General features: G+C 62.1%; 18 protein-coding genes. 12 read left to right on the top strand and 6 right to left on the bottom strand.

Annotation, left to right across the window (positions count from 1 at the left end; genetic code table 11):
- The first annotated feature begins 179 nt into the window (after positions 1 to 179).
- On the top strand, positions 180 to 6,395 hold the full coding sequence (locus H7C18_RS03695) for an S-layer homology domain-containing protein (RefSeq protein WP_185127651.1): 6,216 nt from the start codon (positions 180 to 182) through the stop codon (positions 6,393 to 6,395).
- 278 nt (positions 6,396 to 6,673) lie between these two features.
- Here H7C18_RS03695 and H7C18_RS03700 read toward each other — a convergent pair whose 3' ends face one another.
- Complete coding sequence (locus tag H7C18_RS03700) at positions 6,674 to 7,681, bottom strand: D-2-hydroxyacid dehydrogenase (RefSeq protein ID WP_185127652.1); 1,008 nt, start codon at positions 7,679 to 7,681, stop codon at positions 6,674 to 6,676.
- Positions 7,682 to 7,970: 289 nt separating this feature from the next.
- Here H7C18_RS03700 and H7C18_RS03705 point away from each other — a divergent pair, with 289 nt between their 5' ends.
- The 4 genes from H7C18_RS03705 (at position 7,971) to H7C18_RS03720 (ending at position 10,605) form a co-directional block, all read left to right on the top strand.
- A complete protein-coding gene (locus tag H7C18_RS03705; protein ID WP_185127653.1) occupies positions 7,971 to 8,510 on the top strand; it encodes a hypothetical protein in 540 nt (179 codons plus the stop codon).
- 125 nt (positions 8,511 to 8,635) lie between these two features.
- Positions 8,636 to 9,388 (top strand): MBL fold metallo-hydrolase, encoded by a 753-nt coding sequence (locus H7C18_RS03710; RefSeq protein WP_185127654.1) that lies wholly within the window; start codon positions 8,636 to 8,638, stop codon positions 9,386 to 9,388.
- Positions 9,369 to 9,950, top strand: coding sequence for a TetR/AcrR family transcriptional regulator (locus H7C18_RS03715; RefSeq protein ID WP_185127655.1), 582 nt, complete (start codon positions 9,369 to 9,371; stop codon positions 9,948 to 9,950). The genes H7C18_RS03710 and H7C18_RS03715 overlap by 20 nt, the downstream gene beginning before the upstream one ends.
- 94 nt (positions 9,951 to 10,044) lie before the next feature.
- Positions 10,045 to 10,605, top strand: a complete 561-nt coding sequence (locus H7C18_RS03720) for a metal-dependent hydrolase (RefSeq protein WP_185127656.1) — start codon at positions 10,045 to 10,047, stop codon at positions 10,603 to 10,605.
- Positions 10,606 to 10,687: 82 nt separating this feature from the next.
- Here the strand turns inward: H7C18_RS03720 and map are convergent, their stop codons facing one another.
- Entirely contained in the window at positions 10,688 to 11,437 is a 750-nt protein-coding gene (gene map / locus H7C18_RS03725) for a type I methionyl aminopeptidase (RefSeq protein WP_185127657.1), read from the bottom strand.
- 34 nt (positions 11,438 to 11,471) lie between these two features.
- Positions 11,472 to 12,062, bottom strand: a complete 591-nt coding sequence (locus tag H7C18_RS03730; RefSeq protein ID WP_185127658.1) for a TetR/AcrR family transcriptional regulator — start codon at positions 12,060 to 12,062, stop codon at positions 11,472 to 11,474.
- Positions 12,063 to 12,339: 277 nt separating this feature from the next.
- On the opposite strand from H7C18_RS03730, the gene H7C18_RS03735 reads away from it, so the two are divergent.
- Positions 12,340 to 12,717, top strand: coding sequence for a tautomerase family protein (locus H7C18_RS03735; RefSeq protein ID WP_337912843.1), 378 nt, complete (start codon positions 12,340 to 12,342; stop codon positions 12,715 to 12,717).
- A gap of 30 nt (positions 12,718 to 12,747) precedes the next feature.
- The gene (locus H7C18_RS03740) at positions 12,748 to 13,413 is read left to right on the top strand and encodes an HAD family hydrolase (RefSeq protein ID WP_185127660.1); all 666 of its coding nucleotides are present in this window, start codon (positions 12,748 to 12,750) and stop codon (positions 13,411 to 13,413) included.
- Positions 13,414 to 13,463: 50 nt separating this feature from the next.
- On the opposite strand, the gene H7C18_RS03745 is transcribed toward H7C18_RS03740, so the two are convergent.
- The 3 genes from H7C18_RS03745 to H7C18_RS03755 form a co-directional block, all read right to left on the bottom strand.
- Positions 13,464 to 14,342 (bottom strand): sugar phosphate isomerase/epimerase family protein, encoded by an 879-nt coding sequence (locus H7C18_RS03745; RefSeq protein ID WP_185127661.1) that lies wholly within the window; start codon positions 14,340 to 14,342, stop codon positions 13,464 to 13,466.
- A 579-nt stretch (positions 14,343 to 14,921) separates the two neighbouring features.
- A complete protein-coding gene (locus H7C18_RS03750; RefSeq protein WP_185127662.1) occupies positions 14,922 to 15,779 on the bottom strand; it encodes a sugar phosphate isomerase/epimerase family protein in 858 nt (285 codons plus the stop codon).
- A gap of 30 nt (positions 15,780 to 15,809) precedes the next feature.
- Positions 15,810 to 16,871: a Gfo/Idh/MocA family protein gene (locus tag H7C18_RS03755; RefSeq protein ID WP_185127663.1), complete on the bottom strand. Its 1,062-nt coding sequence runs from the start codon at positions 16,869 to 16,871 to the stop codon at positions 15,810 to 15,812.
- A gap of 120 nt (positions 16,872 to 16,991) precedes the next feature.
- Between H7C18_RS03755 and H7C18_RS03760 the strand changes: the two genes are divergently transcribed.
- The 5 genes from H7C18_RS03760 to H7C18_RS03780 all read left to right on the top strand — a co-directional run bounded on the left by H7C18_RS03760 (position 16,992) and on the right by H7C18_RS03780 (position 24,284).
- The gene (locus H7C18_RS03760) at positions 16,992 to 17,870 is read left to right on the top strand and encodes an AraC family transcriptional regulator (RefSeq protein WP_185127664.1); all 879 of its coding nucleotides are present in this window, start codon (positions 16,992 to 16,994) and stop codon (positions 17,868 to 17,870) included.
- A gap of 87 nt (positions 17,871 to 17,957) precedes the next feature.
- Positions 17,958 to 19,052, top strand: coding sequence for a GntR family transcriptional regulator (locus H7C18_RS03765; protein WP_185127665.1), 1,095 nt, complete (start codon positions 17,958 to 17,960; stop codon positions 19,050 to 19,052).
- Between the two features lie 435 nt (positions 19,053 to 19,487).
- Positions 19,488 to 20,189, top strand: coding sequence for an L-ribulose-5-phosphate 4-epimerase (araD, locus tag H7C18_RS03770; protein WP_337912836.1), 702 nt, complete (start codon positions 19,488 to 19,490; stop codon positions 20,187 to 20,189).
- A 546-nt stretch (positions 20,190 to 20,735) separates the two neighbouring features.
- Complete coding sequence (locus H7C18_RS03775) at positions 20,736 to 22,412, top strand: ribulokinase (protein WP_185127666.1); 1,677 nt, start codon at positions 20,736 to 20,738, stop codon at positions 22,410 to 22,412.
- 384 nt (positions 22,413 to 22,796) lie between these two features.
- Complete coding sequence (locus H7C18_RS03780; RefSeq protein WP_185127667.1) at positions 22,797 to 24,284, top strand: hypothetical protein; 1,488 nt, start codon at positions 22,797 to 22,799, stop codon at positions 24,282 to 24,284.
- Positions 24,285 to 24,420 lie beyond the last annotated feature (136 nt).

Here is a 24,420-nt window from a genome sequence, read left to right on the forward strand (position 1 = left end):
TGCGGAAGAAGCTGGAGGAGATGGCGTAAGATCGCTCACACATCGCTTAGAAACGCACATACAGGCAGCGCCGAACTGCGTAGAATCCCACCTAACTCTTATAATCTTGCACATCGTTCGCGGCAGCGCTTCCATTTTATGATAAACGGGTATGGACATTTCTCTTAGGGGGAACAGGCATGAGGAAGCTGAAAACGTGGCTGGCCGGCCTTGCGGCGGCGATGCTGCTTTTCTCCGCAGCTCCCGTTTATGCGGACGAGACGCAGCCGGCGGATCAAGGGACGGGCCCTGCCGTTGCGGAAGCCGCGGCCGATGCGGCACCGTCCTATGTGCGCATCAAGAACAGATGGCAGAGCAACTATCTTTACGAAGCGTCGGACCATCGGGTGCTGTACGGCAGGACGGCTCCCGAGGACGCATCCTCCCATTGGATCGTCGAGGACGGCGAGAACGGCGCCAAGCGGATCAAGAACGTCAAGACGGGCGACTACATCACCCTCGACGGCGTCGCGCAGCGCCGGGACGCGCTGATGGCCCAGCCGGCGGAGACGAGCTCGCCTCAGGATCAATGGTATATCGAGAACGCGGTCAACGAGGGCTTCGTGCTGATCAAGAGCGCGGCGGTTCCGTCGTCCGCGAACCTGGTCGTTCACGAAGAGGACCAGCTCGGGTATGCCGAGGTCAGCAACGATATCAACGTGACGTTCGACAGCCCGCAGTGGGCGCTCGAGCCGGAGGGAACGGCTTCGGAGATCGCGCCGGTGCGGATCGTCAACTTCACGACAGGAGCTGCGGGCACCGACTATTTGTACGAGGATGCGAGCACCGGGGAGATCAAGCACGGAGATTTGTCGGCTGCGGATTCGGATCACCTCCTTTGGAGGCTGGAGGATTACGACGGGAAAAAGCGCATCCGCAACGTCGCCACCGGCCATTACGCGACGGCGGGCGATCCGGCGTTGGGAACGGCCGGCACGTCGGACGCCGCGAAGGACGACCAGTGGACGATCGTGGAGTCCGAGCAGTATGACGACTACGTCGCCCTCCAAAGCGTGTCCGATTCGACCCGATATTTGAACATCGGCGGCGAAGATGGCCTTGCGCGTTCCGGCAGCGTCGATCCGAATTCGGACGCGGCGCAATGGATGCTGGAGGACCCTGCCGCGGCAGCCCAGCCCGAATATGTCCGGATCAAAAACGAATGGCAATCGTTTGTCCTGTACGAGGACGAGAACGGCGACCTGAAATACGGCAACGAGCGGACCGACGGGCGGGATCAGTGGCACATCGTCAAATACGACGGCCGCAAGCTGTTTGTCAATCGGGCGACCGGCCACTATCTGTCCATGCCGGGTACGGACGGGCGCCTGAAGGTCGTGGCGCACGACCCGGCCGCGGCGCCGGCGCCGGAACTGATCTGGAGCGTCAAATCGATGGGCGGCGCCTCGAAAATCATCCGCAACGTCGGCGATCCGCTGCCGGCGGGAGACAACGCGCGGCTGATCAACCTTCAGAACTTGACCAAATACGCGGAGTATTCGATCATCAACCGCAACTGGGGCAGCCCGAAGTGGGACTTCATTCCGGTGACCGACAGCGGGCCTGCAACGGTCCGGTTCGTAAGCGCGGACGGTTCGGCGCTGTACGAGAAGGCGACGGACAATCCGGACGTCGGCATCGTGCAGTACGGCGGCGTTCCGGCGTCGGACCGAACGTCTCTTTGGCTGCTTGCGGCGACGCCGGACGGAGCCTACTGGGTGCAGAACGTCGCCACCGGCCATCACCTGTCTCTGCAGAACATTGCAGACAACCCCGCTGCCGCCGACGATCCGATGCAGGCGACGAAGGAATTTTACGAGGTATGGGGCAGCGCCAAATGGAAAGTCGAAGGGACGCTCGATACCCCCGGCTTCCTTCGCAGCGCATGGAGCGGACATGTGGCCCGCATGGACGGCAGCGGCAACGTCAAGGCGAGCGATACGGAGGACGACAGCGGCAAGTTCACGGTCGTTCCGGCCGTCGTCGCCCCGCCGCTTCCGGAGGGGCCGATCCGCATCCGGAACAACTTCAACGGACAGTATCTTTTTGAACAGAACGGCATCGTCAAATACGGCGACGTCGCCGAATCCAACGGCTACAGCCATTGGATCGTCGAGCAAGACGGCGATACGGTGCGTCTCAAAAACCGGGCGACCGGCGACTACGCGCAGACTTCGCCCGACTACTCGTACATCGTCGCTTCCGCCGGCGGAGGGGATTCGGACGCGGCGGGCTGGTCGCTCGAGCCGACGGCGGACGGCAATCACTGGCTGCTCCGCAGTCGGAACGGAAGCTACAGCGACGAATATCTGAACGTACAAAACGGACTCGGCTATGCGGAACGCGGATTGTATCTGACCTCCTTCGGGTCGCTGCAGTGGGACTTCGCCGCGGCGCCGGAAGCGTTCGAGACGCCGGACATGAACGGCGAGCGCAACGAGATCACGTCGACGCCCGTTCAGGACGATACGAATTACGTCCGCATTGCAAGCTCGTCGGACGATGGCACGGCTGTGAAGTACCTGACCGAAGACGGCGGCGGCGTCTCGCTCGCGGCGTCGGTTGGCGGCGCGGCTTCGCAATGGCTCGCGCAGGACTTCAACGGGCGCAAGCTGCTGCGGAACCGGGCGACCGGGCATCTGCTCGCCGCCGACGGCAGCGCCTTGCAAACCGTTAGCGAGGATTCGCGTGCAGACGCAAGTGCTCAATGGATGATCGAGGACTCGCTTGGCTACAAGGTCGTGCGCAGCGCATCGTCGGAGGCGCTGCCGCTGCTTGCCGCTGCGGGCGGCGGGGTCGGGCTGGACGCTGCGGCTTCGGTTGCGGGCGCGCGATGGGCGTTCGAGCCGGTCGTATCCGACGTCGTCTACGAAGCGGAGGACGCGTTCCAGGGCGGAGGCGCAACGGCAGCTGCGGACGTTCCGGGCTATACGGGAACGGGATACGTGACGGACATGGGCGAGAAGGGGGCCAAGATCAGCTTCGCGGTCAATGCCCAAGCGGAAGGAAGCTACCAGACTTCGGTCCGGTATCTGAATACGGGCGGCGCAGCGCGAACGGTCGGAGTGTACGTGAACGGCATCCGCACGCAAGCCTTGAATCTGCCGGGCACTTCCGGCTGGTCGGAGCTGGCGATCGGACTCGATTTGCGCGCGGGCATCAATTCCGTCGCTTTGCAGGCGGACGATGCCGGGCAGACGGGCGCGGCCATCGATTCGCTGACGGTGAGGGACAGCGTGAACAAGGCGTATCGCGGCGCGACAGTGCCTTACGTCTCTTATGAAGCGGAACAGGGAACGACGAACGGAGACATTCTCGGTCCGACTCGGACCTATCTCGATGTCGCTTCGGAGGCTTCCGGCCGGGAAGCGGTCCAGTTGAGCGAGACCGGGCAGTACGTCGAGTTCAAGACGGTCCGGGACGCGGATTCGATCGTGCTGCGCTACTCGATTCCCGACAGCCCGGACGGAAAGGGGACGACGGCGACCCTCGGGCTGTACGTCGACGGGAAGTTCCGGCAGAAGCTCGAGCTATCGTCCAAATACGCTTGGGAATACGGCAGCTATCCTTGGTCGAACAATCCGCAGGATGGCAATCCGCACCGGTTTTTCGACGAAATGCATGCGCTGACCGGCGATATCCCGGCAGGGTCGACCGTGCGGCTGGAAAAAGACGAGGACAGCACGGCGGATCATTATGTGATCGATTTGGTCGAAATGGAGCAAGTGGCGGAACCGTACGCTATGCCGGACGGCTTCCTGTCGGTAACCGACTACGGCGCGGTCGCGAATGACGGACAGGACGACACGGCCGCCTTCAAGGCTGCGATGGAAGCGGCCAAGGAGGAAGGCAAGGGCGTCTGGTTCCCGCAAGGCGAATTCGGGCTCGCGGACGGCCTGCTCGATCTCGACCAGGTGACGATCCGCGGCGCCGGCATGTGGTACACGACGCTGAAGGGCGCGAAGTTTTTCGGCAGGGGCGTCGACATCCAGGTATACGATCTGATGATCGACGGGGAAATCAACGTCCGCGACGACGAGGCGCATACGAATGCGTTCGAGGGCGCCTTCGGGCCGGGCTCGGTCATCCAGGACGTATGGATCGAGCACACGAAAGCCGGGCTTTGGCTGACGAAGCCGAAGGACGGCGCCGAGAACGAGATCACGGACGGCTTGTACATGCTCGGGCTGCGCATTCGCGACCTGATGGCCGACGGCATCAATTTCTGCGTCGGTACGGAGAACAGCATGATGGAGCAGACGGACGTCCGCTATCCCGGCGACGACGGCATCGCGATATGGTCGGCCGAAGGGCGGGCCAGCGTGAACAATACGGTCCGCTTCAACACCGTGTCGCTGCCTTGGCTGGCGGACAACTACGCGGTGTTCGGCGGCACCGGCAACAAGTTCCAGGATAACATCGGCGTCGATTCGATCCGCGGCGGAGCGGGCATCGCGGTCTCGACCCGGTTTTCGCCCGTGCCGTTCGCCGGCACGACCGTCGTCGAGCGCAATACGTTCATCCGGACCGGCAGCTACAGCCCGGACGTCCAAAGCAACCTGGGCGCCATCTGGGTGGCGGCGCAGGAGAAGGACATGAACACCGGACGCGTCGTCATCCGAGACAATACGGCTTTGAACAGCATGTACCAAGGGCTGTCGATTTTGGGCACTTTCAACATGGGGCAGGTCGTTCTCCAGGACCTCGTGTTTGACGGAGCAGGCACCAACGGCGTGGAAGTGGCGCCCACGCTCAAGGGCGGCGCCCAAGTCGACAATGTCATCGTCCGCAACGCGAAAATGGCGGACGTCGCGAACGGGGCCGGCAACGCCTTTGTTTTCGACGAGGTGAACGAAGGGTTCGCCAATGCCGTCAAACCGTTCTCTGCGGAATGGACCGACGGCTCGACCGGCCGGTTCGTTCTGGGGCAAGGCCGGAGCGCGAGCTCGAAGGTGAAGGATCCTTCGGGCGCCGATATTGGCGACAAGGCATCGTTTACGACGGCGGATACGGCGATCGCGACGGTTACTGCCGACGGGGTTGTCACCGGGATCAGCGACGGCGAGACACGCCTGCATATCGCGGTCGGCGATGCTTCCCGCGATTACACGCTGACCGTTATCCCTTCCGCTCCGACGTCTGTTCCTTCGAACCCGGGAAGCGGGACGGCCGGGTCTTCCGGCAGCGCGGCGGACAACGATCGGAAGCTGGCGGATTCGAAGGAGTCCGCGATCGTGTTTGAGGTTCGTTCGGACAATGCCGACGGCAAGGTTCCGTTTACGGTAGCGGGCTTGCAAAAGGCGCTGACCGTTCATCCGAACGCGACGCTCGTCATCCGGAACGGCGGCGCCTCTTACTGGTTCCCGCTGTCGCTCATCGGGAAATTGCTGGATGGCCGAGACGTAAGCGACCCGGCTTCTGCGATTTGGACGTTTACGGTTCGACCGTCGGCAGTAGACGAGGCTGCGCAAGCGGCGGAGCAAGCGAAGAAACAAGGGTTCAGCCTCGCGGGCAATCCGGTCGAATTCGCGGTCTCGCTGCAGGCGGGGGACCGAAACGAGCCGATCGGCTACTTTGGGGGCGTCTACGTTAATCGCACGATAGAGGTGAATGGGGAACTGAACCCGGATACGGCGACCGCGCTCGTATACGATCCGGCATCCGGCAGCTTCGAATACGTCCCCGCCACGTTCTCGACCTCCGGCGGAAAAACGACGGCGACGATCCGGAGCATGGGCAACAGCATTTACGTCGTGGCCGATCATCCGGCGACATTCGCGGACATTGCGAGCCATTGGGCTCAAGACGCGATCGAGAAATTAGCCGCCAAGACCATCGTCCAAGGCGTCTCCGCCGGCGAATTCGCGCCGAACCGCGCGGTTACCCGCGCCGAGTTCGCCGCGCTGCTCGTCCGGGCGCTGGGGCTTCGCGGCGAGGGCGTTGACAATGGCGTCGGCAAGCGCTTCTCCGACGTCGGCGCCGAAGCTTGGTACGCCAAGGACGTCGCGATCGCTTCCGCGTACGGACTGGCGCAAGGAATGGCGGACGGTACATTCCGTCCGGGAGACACGATCACCCGCGAGCAGATGGCGGTCATGATCGCGCAAGCGTGGAAGCTTGCCGCGGCGGAGGACAGCGCGAGCGAGTCTTCCGCTTCCGCAGCCGGCACCGGCAGCGGGTTCCGGGACGCCGCCGACATCCACGCTTGGGCGGCGGATGCGGTTGCGGCGGCCGTGAGCAAGGGCCTGATGCAAGGCAAGCCGGGCGGCGTTTTCGCGCCGCTTGACCCGGCCTCGCGCGCGGAAGCCGCGACTCTTCTCGGCCGCTTGCTGACAGCGGCCGGGCTGATGAACTGATCGTCTGTTAGCCGGCAAGACCGCGAGGACGGAATTTTTGCCATACGAGCAGCCCGCTGGCGCGTCGACGCCTCGGGCTGCTTTTCTTTTTGGCCGATAACGAGTAGGCATTTTAACAGACTTCTTCTGCTCCAATCCTCGTATTTCCGTGTATGTAGGCTATCCGACTGCCTTCTTTCGCTTATCCGTCCTATTTTCGCATGGGTGGGCAGTTAGACAGCCTTCTTCCATCCCCCGCCGCTTTCCGGCACCGACCGGCGTGCAGCTTCGGGAATCCCCTACCGTTTGCCGCCGACGACGTTGACCGGGGAGCCGGACAGGAATCGGGCGGCGTTGTCGATCGCGGTGCCGAGCAGGCGCCGTCTCGCTTCGAACGAAGCCCAAGCGATGTGCGGCGTAATGATGCAGTTGCGGGCGGACAAAAGCGGATTGCCGGGGGAAGGAGGCTCCGCCGACAGAACGTCCAACGCCGCTCCGGCGAGCCGGCCTTCGTTCAGCGCGGCGGCCAGGTCCGCTTCCGCGATCAGTTTGCCGCGGGCGGTATTGACGAGCATCGCGCCCGGCTTCATCCGGCCGATCGTCTCTTGGCGGATCAGCCCTTCCGTCTCCGGCGTCAGCGGACAATGAAGGCTGACGACATCCGACCGGCGCAGCAGCTCCTCGAGCTCCACGCGGGGGACGCCGCCATCTTTGCCGTCTCGTTCGTTCTCTCGCCCGCTTGTCCCCTCCGCCGGCTCTTTTCTCCCCGCCCGCCCCGAGGCGACGACGTTCATGCCGAACGCTTTGGCGAGCTCCGCCACCTTTTCGCCGATCCGCCCCATTCCGACGATGCCCATCGTTTTGCCGGACAGCTCGGTCAGCGGCGAACGCCAGTAGCAGAAATCCGGGCTGCGCGCCCAATCTCCGCCGCGAACCGATTCGCCGTGCTCGCCGACCCGATGGCACAGCTCGAGCAGCAGCGCGAATACGAATTGCGCGACGGATTCGGTCCCGTAGGACGGAACGTTCGTCACGGTAATGCCCAGTTCGGCGGCGCATGCGACGTCTACCTGATCGTATCCGGTGGCAAGCACGCCGACATATCGCAGATCCGGCAGGCGGGCGAGCGTCTCCCGGCGCAGAGGAGCTTTGTTGGTAAACACCATCTCGGCTCCCCGGCAGCGCTCCGCGATCTCTTCGACCGGCGTACGATCGTACACTTCCAGCTCTCCCAGCTTCTCCAGCTCCGCCCACGTCAAATCTCCGGGATTGAGCGTATATCCGTCCAGCACGACGATTTTTTTCAATGAGGCCAGCTCCTCTGTCTACACCTTTTTTTCCCATCGTAACGGATCGATCCGACAATCTCAATTGGAACGTGGAGAGCGGCGGCCGGAAGAGAGCAACCGGATTACTCGCATGTACGGATAAGCGGCGGAATGAGCGGAAGAAAGCAAGCGGATGGCTCACAGGACGGATAAAGGCCACGCAGCGCGGCTGTCGCATGGATTCGGTAACTTTTGCCGCCCGTAGCCCGTCTAAATAAGACAAGCATTTGTCTGTTTGGGCAAGATAGAGAGATAAGGAGTGGAGACGATGGGAAAATGGGGGAGTCTTCTGCTGCTCGTCGCCGGTGCGGCGTGGCTGCTGAGCGGATGCCGAAGCACGACGATGGAGGATGCTTTTCGCCAGCAGTATCCGGATCCGGGCTACGAGCTGCTCTATTCCGAAGCCGTAGGGGACCGGTACCTTGCCTTCTTCAAGTCGCCGCAGCCGGACGGAACGGCGGGGATCGGATTGGCCGTGTTCGAAGGCGGGCGGGGCAAAGGGTGGACGGTGCTGCAGACCGGTACGTTCTACGATCCCGGAAGCCTGGGCGTCGATATTGCCCAAGTGGACTTGGGGAACGAAGGGACGAAGGACGTCGTGTTCGGTTATACGGACAATAAGAACGTGGCGAAGATCGCGACCGTCGATTCGCAAGGCGACACGGTCCAGGCGGAGCTGATCGATACTGATTGGAAAAAGATCTGGTTCGCGGTCGGAGACATCGAGACGCTGAACGTGAAGGCGTTCGCGGCGGACGGCCGGGTGGTGGCCCAAGTTCCGGACGCGAACGCGGAGTACGGTTCTTGAGGGCGCGGAAGACGCGGAAAAACGAGGCGAAAAACTTTTTTCGTTTTTTCGCTTGCCAAAACTAATTCGATTAGTTATTATAAAGCTAACGACATTAGTTATCCAAAAATAAGGAGCGATCGGATATGAAAATAACGAAAAGCCATTCGGTTTACCAGCTCGCTTTTCTGCCTCGCCTGTTCCCGGTGAACGTGTACTTCGTGGAAGAGTCCGATAGCCTGACGCTGATCGACGCCGGCATGCCTTTCAGCACGAAGGGAATTCTGAAGGCGGCGGCACGAATCGGCAAGCCGATCAAGCGGATCGTGCTCACCCATGCGCACGGCGACCACATCGGAGCGCTGGACGCGCTGAAGGCGGCGCTGCCGGACGCGAAAGTCTATCTCTCGGCGCGCGACGAACGGCTGCTGCGCGGCGACAAGTCGCTGGACGCCGGCGAAGCCGCCGGCCCGGTGCGCGGAGACGTTCCGGCTCCGGGCAAAATCAAGACGCGTCCCGACGTGCTGCTCGCGGACGGCGACCGGATCGGCTCGCTGCTGGCCGTCGCGGCTCCCGGCCATACGCCCGGCTCGATGTCGTTCCTCGATACGCGGGGCGGCGCGCTGATCGCGGGCGACGCGTTCCAGACGCGCGGCGGCGTCGCGGTGTCGGGCAAGAAGCAGCCGCTGTTCCCTTTTCCCGCCATGGCGACCTGGAGCGCGTCCACCGCGCTGGAAAGCGCCCGCCGGCTGCGGGATTTGAAGCCGACTCTCCTCGCGATCGGCCACGGCAAAATGCTGCAAAACCCCGGAGCCGCCATGGACCGCGCAATCGTCGAAGCAGAGCGGAGCCTCTCCGCTGCGAGAGGAGGTGCTGGACATGCCGCGAATCGGACTTGATCGCACGACCCTTCTTCAAACCGCAACCGAGCTTGCCGACGCCGAAGGGCTGAACGCCGTGACGCTGGCTTCGCTTGCGCAGAAGCTCAATATCCGGTCTCCGTCTCTGTACAATCATGTGAACGGACTGCCGGATCTGCTCCGCCAGATGGCGCTGCACGGACTTACGCTGCTCTCATCCGCCCTGAGCCGGGAAGTGGCGGGCAAGACCGGCGACGACGCGGTCCGGGCGCTGTGCCGAGCGTATCTGGCGTTCGCCAGAGCCCACCCCGGCTTGTACGAGGCGATCCAACGCGCGCCCGACGAGGGCGACGAAGCGATGCAAAAAGCGGGAGGGGAAGTGGTCGGCCAGGTCGTCGCGGTCGTCTCCGAATACGGCCTGCAAGGCGATGCGGCGCTCCATGCCGTCCGGGTCATCCGCAGCCTGCTGCACGGTTTCGTCTCCCTGGAGAGGCAAGGGGGGTTCGGGCTTCCGCTCGATCTGGACGTGACGTTTCGGCTCATGGTGGAGACATTTCTGGCAGGGGTAAAAACCATTCGGAACGGGGAGTGGAGACTATGAGTTTTATCGTGTTCGTTCTGCTGTTTACGCTAGGCTGGGGTTGGCTGGACGCCCGTCTGCGCCGCGGTTCCATCCAGGGAGAGGAGTGAGGCCGATGTTCGCGGGACATTTCGGATTGGCGGCGGCCGTCAAGGCGAAAACGCCGAAAGTGCCGTTGTGGGCGCTTATGCTGAGCACGCAGCTGCTGGACGTGATCTTCGTGCCGCTGCTGCTGACCGGCAAGGAAACGATGGAAGGAAAGTCAGGCTACGGCCAAGGCCTCATTCATGCGGATTATACGCACTCGCTGGCGGGGGCGCTGATCATCGCGCTGGCCGCAGGACTGCTGGCGGGGAAGCGCTGGGGAAAGAAAGGCGGCTTCGTCATCGGCGCGACGGTCATGAGCCACTGGGTGCTCGACCTGTTCGTTCATCGTCCCGATATGCCGCTGCTGCCGGGCAATCTCGGCGATCTGCCGCTGATGGGCTTCGGGCTGTGGCGATGGCCGTGGCTGACAGCGGCGGCGGAGCTGGCGCTCGTGGCTATCGGCGCGGTATGGTACGCGAGATCCTTGCCCCGAAAGGCCGCTTCCGGCTCCGGCTTCCGGATTTGGGGCGCCGTGACGATGGCGACTCTGCTGGTGCTGGCTCTGGCGACGGATACGCTGGGCATCTGAGAAAATAAAACGGCTTCGCTCCATCCGCCAACGCGGGCGAGAGAGCGAAGCCGTTTGGCTTGGTACGGTGGTCTTTCGCGGATTAGCCTTGATCGGTCAGAATGAGCGGACCGTTCTTCGTGATGGCGATCGTGTGCTCGTATTGGGCCGACAGCTTGCCGTCCACCGTGCGCGCGGTCCAGCCGTCGTCGTCGATCTTCATGCGCCATGTTCCCGCATTGATCATCGGCTCGATCGTCAGCACCATTCCTTCCTTGAAGCGGAAGCCTTTGCCCGGCGAGCCGATATGAATGTAGCTGGGCTCCTCGTGCATTTCGCGGCCGACGCCGTGGGCGGCCAGCTCGCGCACGACCGAGAAGCCGTTCGCTTCGGCGTGCTTCTGCACGGCATGCATGGCGTCGCCGACCCGATTGCCGACGACCGCGCGCTCGATGCCGAGATACAGGCACTCCTTCGTGACCCGCTGCAGCTTCTCCGCTTCCGGCGACAGCTCGCCGACGGCGTAGGTCCAGGCGGAGTCGCCGACCCATCCGTTCAACTCCGCGACGATGTCGATCGTGACCAGGTCGCCGTTCTTCAGCGGCGTCCGGTTCGGAAACCCGTGCGCGATCACGTCGTTGACCGATGCGCAGGTGACGTAGCGGAAGCCTTTGTAGCCCTTCGTAGAAGAGCGGGCACCCGCCCGGCGCAGCCTGTCTTCCACTAATTCTTCGATATCCCATGTGGTGACGCCGGGCCGTAACATCTTGGCGATCTCGCGATGACAGGCGGCGACGAACGCGCCGGCCGGCTTCATCTGTTCGATCTCCTGCGGCGTTTTCAGAATAACCACTTTCTGTCACTCTCCTTCTTGGCCGATCCCGGTCCTAAGACCGGATTCCCTCGAATAACAAATCCGCCATCCGCTCCGCGTCCAGATCCGAGCGAGAGCGGTACAGCCACAGTCCCGCGCAGCCGACCAGCGAGCCGATGAGCATGTTCGCGGTCTCTTCCGCCGCTTCGCTCCCGACGCATTCGCGCATGGCGTCCGCCACCGGACGGTACAGCTCATCATCGAACAGGACGGCGAGAGCGCGGGCGCTGCCTTCCGGGAGCTGGTGGAATTTCTCCGAGGCCATCTTGTACAGGATAAAAACGGAACGTTCTTCCGACCATAAGCCCAGCAGCCGCACCGACAGCAGCCGCAGCCGCTCCCGGGCGGGGAGCGCCTCGGCCATCGTCTTATCCGTCAGCTCCCTGGCGGCGGAAGCCGCTTGTTCGAGCAAATCCCGCAGCAGCAGGAACTTGTTGCTGTAATAGTGATACACCGTGCCGTAGCCGACTTCCGCCTGCGCGGCCACGTCCTTGATCTCGAACGCGAGTCCTCTTGCCAGGTAGACGTCTGCCGCAGCCCGGCGGATCTGCCGGATTCGGGCTTCGCGGATCTGTTCGTTCTGCTCCTTCGTTCGCGGCGACATCGGGTGAACCTCCGCCCGTTTTATTTTTGACCTAATACCATGTCGATATAAAAGATACGCCGTTGAGCGGACGATGTCAAGCCGCGTCGGCCGGACCGATTCCGGGAAGCCGGCCCGGAAGGGTCCCCGCCATCCGCGGCCCGCGACTTTCTCTGACATCATATGCGCGCGGGGGTTCGGTTGAATCTCTATTTTTTTGACAATCATGTTATGATATTGCGTATACAGAGAGGAATATTGGATATGGAGAACGAAGGAGAGATGACGATTGGCACAAGTGAAAATTTACGGAATCCGGGAGCGCCTGAGAGCCATTCGCGAGACGCTGTCGGACATCGTGCACCAATGCTTGGTCGAAGAGTTCGGGCTTCCGGAAGAAGATCGTTTTCAGCGGTTCATCGGACTCGCCAAAGACGATTTTTTCTATCCGTCCGACCGTTCGGAGCATTACACCATTGTCGAGATCACCCTGTTCGAAGGACGCTCGGCGGAATCCAAAAAAAATTTGATCCGCCTGCTTTACGAGAGAATGTCCGCCTGCGGCCTGACGGAGAAAGATCTGGAGATCGTGCTCATCGAATCTCCTCGCGCAAACTGGGGAATCCGCGGCTTGCCCGGGGACGAGCTGGAATCGTTCGACCGGGTTGACGCGTAGACACACACGGGGAGAGGGGCTTGGGTTTACATGATAAAAGCACTCGTATTCGATTTTGACGGAACGGTTCTGGATACGGAATCGGCGGCTTACGACGCTTTTTGCGACGTGTTCCGGGATCACGGGCTGGAGCTGTCGCTGGAGCGCTGGGCGCTGGGGATCGGAACGTGGGGAGCGTACGATCCGTACGCCGATCTGGAGGAGAGCTTGGGTCGGGCCGTCGACCGCCGAGCGATTCGCGAACGGTTCGAAGCCGCTTGCGCGGAGCGGATTCGGGGATTGGCCATCCGGCCCGGCGTGATGGAGACGTTGGAGGAAGCGCGCCGCCGCGGTCTGCGGATCGGGCTGGCGACCAGCTCCTACCGCAGGTCGGTGGAGCCCCATTTGCGGGAATACGGCCTGCTCGACTATTTCGAAGCGATTCATACCGCCGACGAGGTGGCCAAGGTCAAGCCCGATCCCGCGCTGTACCGGCTGGCGCTCGAATCGTTCGGCGTGAAAGGCGCGGAAGCGGTCGCGATCGAAGACTCGGTAAACGGGCTCCGCGCCGCCAAGGCGGCCGGATTGCACGGCCTGGCGGTGCCGAACGAACTGACCGCGTTCATGGACTTCTCCGAAGCGGACCTGCTGCTGCCGTCGCTCGCCGAGATGCCGATGGACGAATGGCTGGGGCGGCTTGCCGCCATTTCTAGATAAGCAATAAAGCCGCCGGCCCTCTCGGGTCGGCGGCTTTATTTTCGGCCCTATTACTTGAACTGCCGAAGGAACTGAACGGCCTTCGCGATATCGGCGGCCGGGTTGTCGCCGACTTCCCGCTCGATCGTCAGGTAGCCTTTGTAACCGATGTCGGACAGCGCCTGAAGATAGGCCGGCCAATCGACGGAGCCTTCGCCGAGCGGGACCTCGCGGTAGTAGAGGCCGGATTCGCCTTCCTCCGCCAGCTTGCCGTGGTCCATCGGCTCGTAGCCGAGCGCGCCGTAAATATTGCGCGGATCGGTCTCCCGCAGCCGAATGCCGTCCTTGGCGTGCGTATGGACGATGTAATCGCGAAGCGTATGCACGCCTTGCGCCGGATCGTCGCCCGTCACCATGACCATGTTGGCCGGGTCGAAGTTGACCGAGACGCCATTCGTGCTGAGCGTGTCGAGGAAGCTCTTCAGCCGCGCCGACGTCTCCGGCCCGGTCTCGATCGCGAAAAAGGCGTTCAGGCTGCTCGCGTATCGGCTAAGCTCCTCGCAGGCCGCCTGCATGGAAGCGTACACTTCGCTGCCCGGGTCTTCCGGCACGATGCCGATGTGCGTCGTGACGACGTTCGTACCGAGCTCTACCGCAAGATCGAGAATGCGTTTCGACTTCTCGACCTTCCACGGATTTTCCTTTTTATCCTGGAAGCCGTGTCCGGCCAAGTCGCCGACCAACGCGGAGATGCGCAGGCCGTGGGAATCGAGCTCGTCGCGCAATTCCTTGCGCCGCGCGGCCGACAGGTTGGCGGGGTCCATCTCGCCGCTGACCGCGTAAATTTGCACGCCGTCGGCGCCGACCTCGCGCGCTTTGCGCAGTCCTTCGCTGACGCCGACGCGGAAGCTGTCTACGATCACGCCGATCGGATTCGAAAGTTTGATCATAAAGGCGGTTCTCCTCCTTATATGCTTGCAGGGATTGGCGGAAGCGCGGCCCGGACGAAAACCTGCAAAAGTGCAGGCTTTCGAAGCCGTTCCGCCGCTTTTGCCTTTAAAGCCTGCAAAAATGCAGGCTTTGGGCGATTCGAGTCATGATGTGGCGCTGACATTCGAAAAAGCATGTATTTTTGCAGTTTTGCATCGACCGGAGCCGGTTCGGCGAGTGAAAAACTGCATTTTTGCAGTTTTGCCCGTCGGGCGAAGTCCGCAGCTCGGTGGTGCTCGTAGCCCGAAGCTCGGAACCCGCAACTCGTAGCCCAAGTCCAAAGCTCGTAGCCCGTAACTCGTAGCCCGTAACCCGGAGCCCGTAGCTCGTAACTCGTAACTCGTAGCTCGTAGCTCGTAACTCGTAACTCGTAACTCGGAACCCGGAATCCGGATTCCGAAGCTTGCAGCCCGCTAGCTTGAAGCCTTGAAGCCCAAGCGACGAACCGCGCCGCAGGCCGTTCTGAGCTTACGCACGGCTGCGAGTACGTGCGCAAGTGTGACTAGCCTTGCAGCCGCGAAGCCCGTAGCCGGCGTGCCTTAAGCTTCGGCCCACAGCCGCTTGGCATTGGCAAGTCCGATGCGGGCGCCGACGCGGCAATCCTCCATGCCTTCGAACTCAAGCGACAGATAGCCGTCGAAGCCGGACGCTTTGACGACGCGCATCACTTCGGGCGTGTCGATGTCGCCGTGGCCGAAGATGGCGCCGCGCAGATAGTTGCCCGCCGTCGTCGGGAACCAGCCTTCGCCCGGTTGGCGGTACGACGGCCGCAGGTAGAAATCTTTGAGATGCACGATCGACGCTTGGCCGATCGCCCGCTTCACGGCGGCGACCGAATTCTCGTCCGCGCACATGAAGTTGCCGACGTCGAGCGTCAGCTTGAAGTTCGGCGAGCCGACGGCGTCGATGAGCGCCAGCACGCGCTCGCTGCCTTGCATGAAGTAGCCGTGGTTTTCCAGGCTGGTGACGATGCCGAAGCCGGCCGCGTACTCGGCGACGCGGCGGCACGCTTCCGCCAGCTTCGGCAGCTCCCGCTGGAACCGGGCGGTCGAGACGTCGCTGCCGGAGGCGACGTCGTGCCGCATCCGCTTGACGCCGAGCGCGCGGGCGATGTCCACTTCGCCCATGAGCCGCTTGATCTCGGCTTCGACGGCCGCGTCGTCGCCGACGGCGAAATTGCCGCCGACCGCGTAATTGGAAATATCCAAGCCCCGATCCGCGGCTTTGGCGCGAATCTTCTCGATCAGGTCGGGCGACTCGTGGAGGTTGTAGCCGATCGGCACGATCTCGACATGCTCGCCTCCCTGATCCGCGATCCAGTCAATCACATCGAGAACGCTCATCTCGCCGCTGCGGATGGCGCCGAACAAACTATAGGTGCTGATGCCAAGTTTCATTTTCGCGGTGCAACTCCTTCCTTGGCCGGCTTACAGCCGGACTTCGCTGCCCTTCTCCGCCGACTCGTACACGGCGCGCAGCATCTTCATCACTTCGACGCCGTCTTCGACGGGGCTGATCGGCTCTTGGCCTTCCCGGACGCTGGCGACGAAATGGTCGATCTCGGCCTGGAACGCCCGCTTGAAATCGAAGCTGCGGGTGTCCGTCTGCGGCACGATGTTGATCATCGTGTCGTGCAGCTCGGTCGCGATCGACACCTCCGGATCGACCTCGAAGCCGCCGCGCGTGCCGTACAGCCGGACGAGCGACTCGTCCTTGAGCGCGTGCAGGCTGTAGCTGACGTCGACGAGCAGGGAAGCGCCGTTTTCGAAGCGGATCATGGCGTTGGCCAGATCCTCGACCGTGTTGCGGGAAGCGTCGTAGTCGGCGGCCTTATAGAAGGAAAGCTCGCGGACGTTGGAACGGTTGCCGAGCTTCTTGTACGTGTTGCCGCTTACGCTTATCGGCTTCGGCTTGCCCATCAGGTACCAGACGAGGTCGATGACGTGCACGCCGATGTCGATCAGCGGGCCGCCGCCGGAGCGGGTGACGTCCGCGAACCAGCCGCCCGGATTGCCGAGCCGGCGCAGGATGGACGCCTTCGCGTAGTAAAGATCGCCGAACTCGCCTTGATCGGCGAAACGGCGCAGCATTTGCGCGTTCGGGTCGTACCGGCGAACGAAGCCGACCTGCAGGATGCGGTCCGAAGCCCGCACCGCGTCTTGAATCCGCAGCGCCTCTTCGACGGTCAGGCTGAGCGGCTTCTCGACGAGCACGTGCTTGCCCGCCTGGATCGCGGCGATGCTGATCTCCGCGTGCGTGTAGTTCCAAGTGCAAATGCTGACCGCGTCGATCTCCTTGTCCGCCAGCAGCGCATGATAATCCGAATAGCTGCGTTCGGCGCCGTAGCGCTTCGCGACTTCGGCCGCGCGGGCCTCCACTTGGTCGCACACCGCGACCAGCGTTACGTCCGGATGGTTCTTGTAGGCGTCCAGATGCGCCTGGGAGATCGATCCGGTCCCGATGACGCCGACCCTCAATTTTCCTGCCATTATCGATTGCTCCTTCCGGTATCCTTTTTACAAGAGGTACTATAAAATGAAAGTGGACATTAGACCATGAACGGCTGTGCTGATCTTTTGTAAAATTGTGCGATTCCCGAGGTGAGAAGCATGGAGAAGTCTCCCGTCCTTCGCGAGGAGATGGATATGCCGGACCCGCTGTTTCCGATCAAGATCCATCACTGCCGCTACGAGAAAACCGGAGCCACGACGTTCGCGCATCATTGGCACGAGCATCTGGAATTTCTGTACGTCGTCGAAGGCGAGGCCCGCTTCTCGTGCAATTCGGAGACCCACGACGTCGTTCCGGGCGATATCGTCATCGTCAACAGCGCCGACCTGCACCATGGGATCAGCTTGTCCGACCGGCTGTTCTACTACGCGGTCATCGTCGACCCCGCGCTGCTGCACAGCCATACGGTCGATACGGTGGAAGCCAAGTTCATCACCCCGATCGCGCAGGGCCGCATCCGCTTCGCGAACAAGATCTCGGACGACCCGATCGTCCGCGAGAGCCTCACGTCGCTGATCGGCGAGTTCAACGGGCAGGCCTTCGGCTACGAGCTGGCCGTCAAATCGTGGCTGTACCGGCTGCTGACCGCGCTGCTCCGCCGGCATACCGCCGTCTCGCTGTCGCCCGAGCAATACTCGTCCCGATTGCGGCGGCTGGAGCGGCTGGACCCGGTTTTCCGCCACATCGAAGAGCGCTACGCCGACAAAATTACCGTGGACGAGCTGGCCGGCATCGCGCGAATGAGCCGCTTCCACTTCGGGCGCGTGTTCAAGGAGCTGACGAACCGCTCCGTGACCGATTATTTGAATTTCGTGCGCATCAACAAGTCGGAATACGACCTGCGCCACTCGGAGAAGACGATTACCGAGATCGCGCTGGAGAACGGGTTCGGCGACGTATACTACTACAGCCGTCTGTTCAAGAGCTATAAGAACGTCACCCCGTCCTCCCTGCGAAAATCGCCCGATCCCTCCTAACCCGGAACGGGTTGCGGACGAAAGGTACGTACAAGTGTGCGGGGATGTGCTATACTGAGCCTATATCATGCCCATGAGGTGAACGGTTTGAATTCGTCATCCCCGAAATATTTGCGGCTCAAAGAAGAGATCGTCTCCTGGATCGCAGAGGGACGCTACCGGCCGGGCGACAAGCTGCCGTCGGAGAACGAGCTGTCCGGCCGGTTCGGGCTGAGCCGCCAGACGGTCCGCCAATCGATCGGGGAACTGGTGCAGGAAGGCTGGCTGTCCCGCGAGCAGGGCAAAGGCACGTTCGTCGCCCGCATGGCCGAAGGACGCCGCGCGCCGGGAAGCAGCCGCACCGTCGGCTTGATTACGACCTATATATCCGATTATATTTTCCCGTCCATCGTGCGCGGCGTGGAAGCGGCGCTCAAAGACCGGGGCTACCGCCTGCTGCTGTCCAGCACCGACAACCGCAAGGACCGGGAGCGGGAGAGCCTGGAGATGATGCTCGGCCAAGGCGTTAGCGGCTTGATCGTCGAGCCGACCCGCAGCGCGGAAGGCAATCCGAATTTCGGCACCTATATGGCGCTGCAATATCACGGCATTCCGCTGCTCATGATCAACGAGCGGTATCCGGACCTCGACTGTCCGTGCGTCAAGCTGGACGACGAGGCGGGCGGCCATCTGGCGACGGAGCATCTGCTGGCGGCCGGTCACCGGCGGATCGCCGGCTTCTTCAAGACGGACGACATGCAGGGCGTGCAGCGAATGAAAGGGTTTGTCAAGGCGTTCCGCGACCGCGGGTTGGCCGTCGATCCGAATCATATCGTCCGCTATTCGACCGAGGAGCGGGAGGATAGGCCGCATGCGGCGCTTCGCGAGATGCTTCGCCGGCCGGAACCGCCGACCGCGCTCGTCTGCTACAACGACCAGTTGGCGGTCGCGCTGCTCGACGTCGTGCGGGAAGCGGGGCTGCGCGTGCCGGAGGATCTGGCCATCGTCGGATACGACGATTCGTTCCTTGCGACGGCGACGGAGATCAAGCTGACGAGCGTCACCCATCCGAAGGCGGAGATGGGCGAGAAGGCCGCCCATCTGCTGCTCGCGATGCTGGAGAACGGCGGGAGGCAGGAAGGGCAAGGCTGGGTGTACGAGCCGAGCCTGGCGGTCCGGCAGTCGACCGCGGGGACGGAATAGGGAAAAGGAACGCTCGGGCGTTCTGTCCCCAGGCGGGCCGAGCATACAATGGTAGCGGGAGACGTCATTTTCGTCAGGGAGAGGAGAAGCCGGAGCGAAGGAGCATTCCGATCAGCCTGGAGGGATTGGCATGAGTGCGGAAACGCTCATTCAGTTGCTCGCGCTTGTCGTGATGATCATCGATCTGGCCGTCTCGGCGAAAAAGTAAACGGACCCCGCCGGAAGCCGGCTGTGCACGTCGCGCAGCCGGCTTTTTCCGTATTCGCATCGCTATCGGACCGAATCCTGTTCGAACGGGCGAACGATCTTGCGCGTTCCTCTCGACACACATGTACGTACAAGTGTATAATGGGGTCGAACGAACAACCGCCGCGGGAAGAACGGAGAACGATTACGGCCGCCGCGGGGCCGGACGACGAAGGAGCGGATCGACACGTGCTGGAGCAATTGAAAGAGAGCGTTTGCAGGGCCAATGCGGAGCTGCCGGCATACGGGCTGGTTACGTTTACGTGGGGCAACGTCAGCGGCTTCGACCGGGATTCCGGTCTGATGGTCATCAAGCCGAGCGGCGTTCCGTACGAGGAATTGAAGCCGGAGCAGATGGTCGTGGTGGATTTGGACGGCAACGTCGTGGAAGGCGATCTTCGCCCGTCGTCGGACACGCCGACGCATCTGGTGCTGTACCGGGCGTTTCCGGGCATCGGCGGCGTCGTGCATACCCACTCCTCCTGGGCGACGATCTGGTCGCAAGCGGGACAAGGCATTCCCGCGCTCGGGACGACGCACGGCGATTACTTCTACGGCACGATCCCGTGCACCCGTCCGATGACGGCGGAAGAGATCGCGAGCGCCTACGAGCACGAGACGGGCAACGTCATCGTCGAGACGTTCCGCGGCCGGGACCCGATGGCCGTGCCGGGCGTGCTGGTGTACAGCCACGCACCGTTTGCCTGGGGCAAGGATCCGATGAACTCGCTGCACAACGCCGTCGTGCTGGAGGAGGTCGCGAAGATGGCCTACCATACCCGCCAGCTGAACGCGGGCATTCCTTCGATGCAGCAGGAGCTGCTCGACAAGCATTACCTGCGCAAGCACGGCGCGAACGCCTACTACGGGCAGCCGGGGCAGCAGCACTGATTGGCGGGAGTCATCGCTTTGACAGGCTCGTCCAAGGCCGGGAGTGTCTCGCTGCGATGAGGAGCATCACATGCCTTTGCGTCGAAAAGCATCGGGAGACGCACAGCGCACAGCGTGACGGAGTTTCACATGCCGTTGGGATGGCAAACATCTCAAGGCGCACGGAACGACGGAGTTTCTCGCGCCGATGCGATGAAAAACATCGCAATAAGGGTCTGCTCCCGGCCGGGAGTGCCTCTTTACGATGAGAAACATCGCAAAGTCGGCAAAACCTGTGGCTCTTCGGGCCGATAAAGGTTCGTATGCGATACAAAACATCGCAAGATGCTCAGCGTGACGGAGTTTCACAAGCGGATGCGACGAAAAACTTCGTAAGACGCACAGCGTGGACAAGGTTCACATGCCGATGCGATGAAAATCATCGCAAGACGCACAGCGTGGAGAAGCTTCACATGCCGTAGCGATGCAAAGCGCCGCAGGAGCGGCGCCGCTCAGGCCCGGCATGAGGGCAATCATCTCTCAATCATAGTAGGAGGCAAGCCAACGATGAGCACAAAATATGCGATCGGCGTCGACTACGGAACGCAGTCCGGGCGCGCGGTACTGGTCGATTTAAGCAACGGCCATGAGGTGGCCGACCACGTCACGCCTTATCCGCACGGCGTCATCGACGAGAAGCTGCCGGGCTCCGGCGTCGCGCTCGGGCACGACTGGGCGCTGCAGCATCCGGACGATTACTTGGAGGTGCTGCGCAAGTCGGTTCCGGCCGTGTTGAAGGAGTCGGGTGTCGCGGCGGAGGACGTCATCGGGCTGGGCATCGATTTCACGGCGTGCACGATGCTGCCGGTGGACGAAGCCGGCACGCCGCTCTGCTTCAAGCCGGAGTGGCGGGACAACCCGCACGGCTGGGTGAAGCTGTGGAAGCATCACGCGGCGCAGGACGAAGCGGACCGGCTCAACGCGATCGCGGCGGAGCGCGGCGAGAAGTTCCTGCCCCGCTACGGCGGCAAGATCTCGTCCGAATGGATGATCGCCAAAGTGTGGCAGATCCTGAACGAAGCGCCGAACGTATATGAGGCTGCGGACCTGTTCACCGAAGCGACCGACTGGGTCATCTCGCAGCTGACGGGCGAATTCGTGCGCAATAGCTGCACGGCCGGCTACAAGTCGATCTGGCACAAGCAGGAGGGCTATCCGAGCAAGGAGTTTTTCAAAGCGCTCGATCCGCGGCTCGAGAATTTGACGGAGACGAAGCTGCGCGGCGACATCAAGCCCCTCGGCTCGAAGGCGGGCGAGATTACGCCGGAGATGGCGAAGCTGACCGGCCTGAAGGCGGGCACGGCGGTCGCGGTGGGCAACGTGGACGCGCACGCGGCGGTGCCGGCGGTCGGCGTCGTCGACGAAGGCAAGCTGGTCATGGCGATGGGCACGTCGATCTGCCACATGCTGCTCGGCACGGAAGAAGTGGAAGTCGAAGGCATGTGCGGCGTCGTCGAAGACGGCATCATCGAAGGCTATAAAGGCTATGAAGCCGGGCAATCGGCGGTCGGCGACATTTTCGAGTGGTTCGTCGAGGAAGCGGTGCCGGCGTACGTGAAGGAAGCGGCCGATCAGGCGGGCCAGAACGTGCACCAATGGCTGACCGAGCGCGCGTCCCAATCCAAGCCGGGCCAATCGGGGCTGGTGGCGCTCGACTGGTGGAACGGCAACCGCTCCGTGCTCGTGGACACGAACCTGACGGGCGTCGTCGTCGGGCTGACGCTGCTGACGAAGCCGGAAGAGCTGTATCGCGCGCTGCTCGAAGCGACGGCTTACGGCACGCGGACGATTATCGACGCGTTCCACGGAAGCGGCGTGCCGGTAAACGAAGTGTACGCCTGCGGCGGCTTGCCGCAGCGCAACCCGCTGCTGATGCAGATCTACGCGGACGTGACGAACCGCGAGATCAAGGTCGCGGACTCGAAGCAGACGCCTGCGGTCGGCGCGGCGATGTTCGGCGCGGTGGCGGCGGGCAGCGCGAAGGGCGGCTACGACAGCGTCGTGGATGCGGCCAAGGCGATGGCCCGGGTGCGCGAGGAGACGTTCAAGCCGATTCCGGCGAACGTCGCCGTTTACGAGCGCCTGTACCAGGAATACCGCCAGCTGCACGATTACTTCGGCCGCGGCGCGAACGACGTCATGAAGCGTCTGAAGGCGCTGAAGGACGAAGTTTCGAACGGTTGATGAACGGGCAATAAGAACCAGAATAAGAACAAGATCGAACGCTTCGTCCCTTGCCAGGGAGGAGCGTTTTTTCGTCGTTATCCCGGCCATCCGTGAGCTCATGCCTGCCTGTTGCTTGTACATCGATTGCGCCAAATCATTCCGGAAATTTTCCATACTAAAAAAAGCAAACCGGCGTATATATGGGGAGTGGAATTTCGAGAGAATTTGGCGCAAAGAAGGCGGGAGAACTAATTGGGAGGCTTGCCTGCCGGAAAAGGAGCGGAAATCTCCTATCTTACTTGCGCCAATTTTTCCGAATCCGTCAGGGGGTGATCGAATTGCGATGACGGCCGTTCTAGGTTTCGGCCGGTGCTCTTCCATTCGGTAGTAGGAGGATGAAACATGAGGAAGCAAAGCAAAGTTTCGAAATTCTTTCTGGCCATGGCGCTTTCGGTGTCGATCGCGCTGGGCGGGGCGATTCCGGCGGCGTTCGCGGCCGACCCGATCTCCCCTCTTCCGCACTTGGCCATCTATTACGGATGGCCGTCTTATGTGAACGGCGCAGCCGGGAACGTCACGACGGCGACCAACACGTTCAGCGCATATGACGTCATCGTCTTCGCCGACGGCTTGGAGCATGCCAGCCATGGCGATCACGCCAATACGGCCACGATCATGACCAATCTCAAGAACAACGGGAAAAAGGTATTCGGCTACATCGATCTCGGAGTCAGCACCCAAAATCTCAGCATCGCCACCATGCAAACGTACGTGACCGAGTGGAAGAACATGGGCGCCTACGGCATTTTCCTCGACGATTACGGCTTCGATTACGGCGTGACGCGCGCCCGGCAGAATACGATGCTGACCTACATCCACAACGCCGGGCTGAAGGTGATGATGAACGCCTGGAACGTAGACGACGCCATGGGCAATGCCGACGAGAACGGAAGCAACAATCCGCCGAACGTCGTGACGGGCGACTACTACCTGAACGAGAGCTTCCTCGTCTCGGGCAATTCTTATCAGCCGCTGGCCGACTGGGCGGCGAAGGCGGACAAATGCCTGAACTACTACCGGACGAAGGGCGTTATCACGGCGGCGGTCGCCACGAACGCGGCGAATTCGGCGACCGCGGGCGACAGCGCGACCGACAAGTTCAAGATGGCCTGGTGGGGCGCGGCGATGTACAACTTCCCGTTCCAGTGGACGGATATCTGGTACTCCGCCGGCAACAACGTATTGAATGACTATTCGAATATCAGCACGAGCTACGGAACGTCCTTTACGGCCGATCCCGTTCATTCGAGCGGGTCGACCGTGAACACGCGGGCCTCCAACACGGGAACGGTAAGCGTGACGGGCAACGGATCGACGACGGGAACGGGCGGTTATACGCCGTCGTCCTCCTCGTCCTATCCGACAATCTCGGTGGACGGCTCGGCCGGAGACTGGAGCGGCATCGCCGCCGCGGCGACCGGTTCGTCCACGGTAACGGCGTTGAAAGCCGCAAACAACGCGTCGACGCTGTATTTGCTGGTGCAGGGAAGCAGCTTGAACGTGAAAGGCCAATTCTATCTCAATGCCGACAATAATACTTCGACCGGCTACAACGCGACGGGATGGACGAACGCGGGGGCCGACTACTTGCTGGAAAACAACACGCTCTACGCTTACGCGGGCAACGGGACGACATGGGCATGGAACCAGATCGCCGTTCTTTCCTCTTCGCAATACGTCAAAAACAATACGGTTGTCGAAGCGGCGATTCCGCTCGGCACGATCGGCATCGGCACGGGCAGCACGCTGCGTATCGGCTATATCAAGAACGACTCCGCCACCGACCGCCTGCCTGCCGGCGGCGGGCTTCCTTCCGTCACGCTGTTGTAGCAAATCTGCCGTTTGCAGGCAGCGCCGGACGACGTCGATCTGCTCGACCCGGCTTCCTGGGCCAAATTGCCGGTTCCGGTCCTCCGATAGCATCGTAAACCATCCCATCGAGGATGGTTTTCGTATTATTAGGTCA

Origin of the sequence: Cohnella zeiphila, assembly GCF_014212055.1 — a bacterium.
Taxonomy (GTDB): Bacteria; Bacillota; Bacilli; order Paenibacillales; family Paenibacillaceae; genus Cohnella; species Cohnella zeiphila.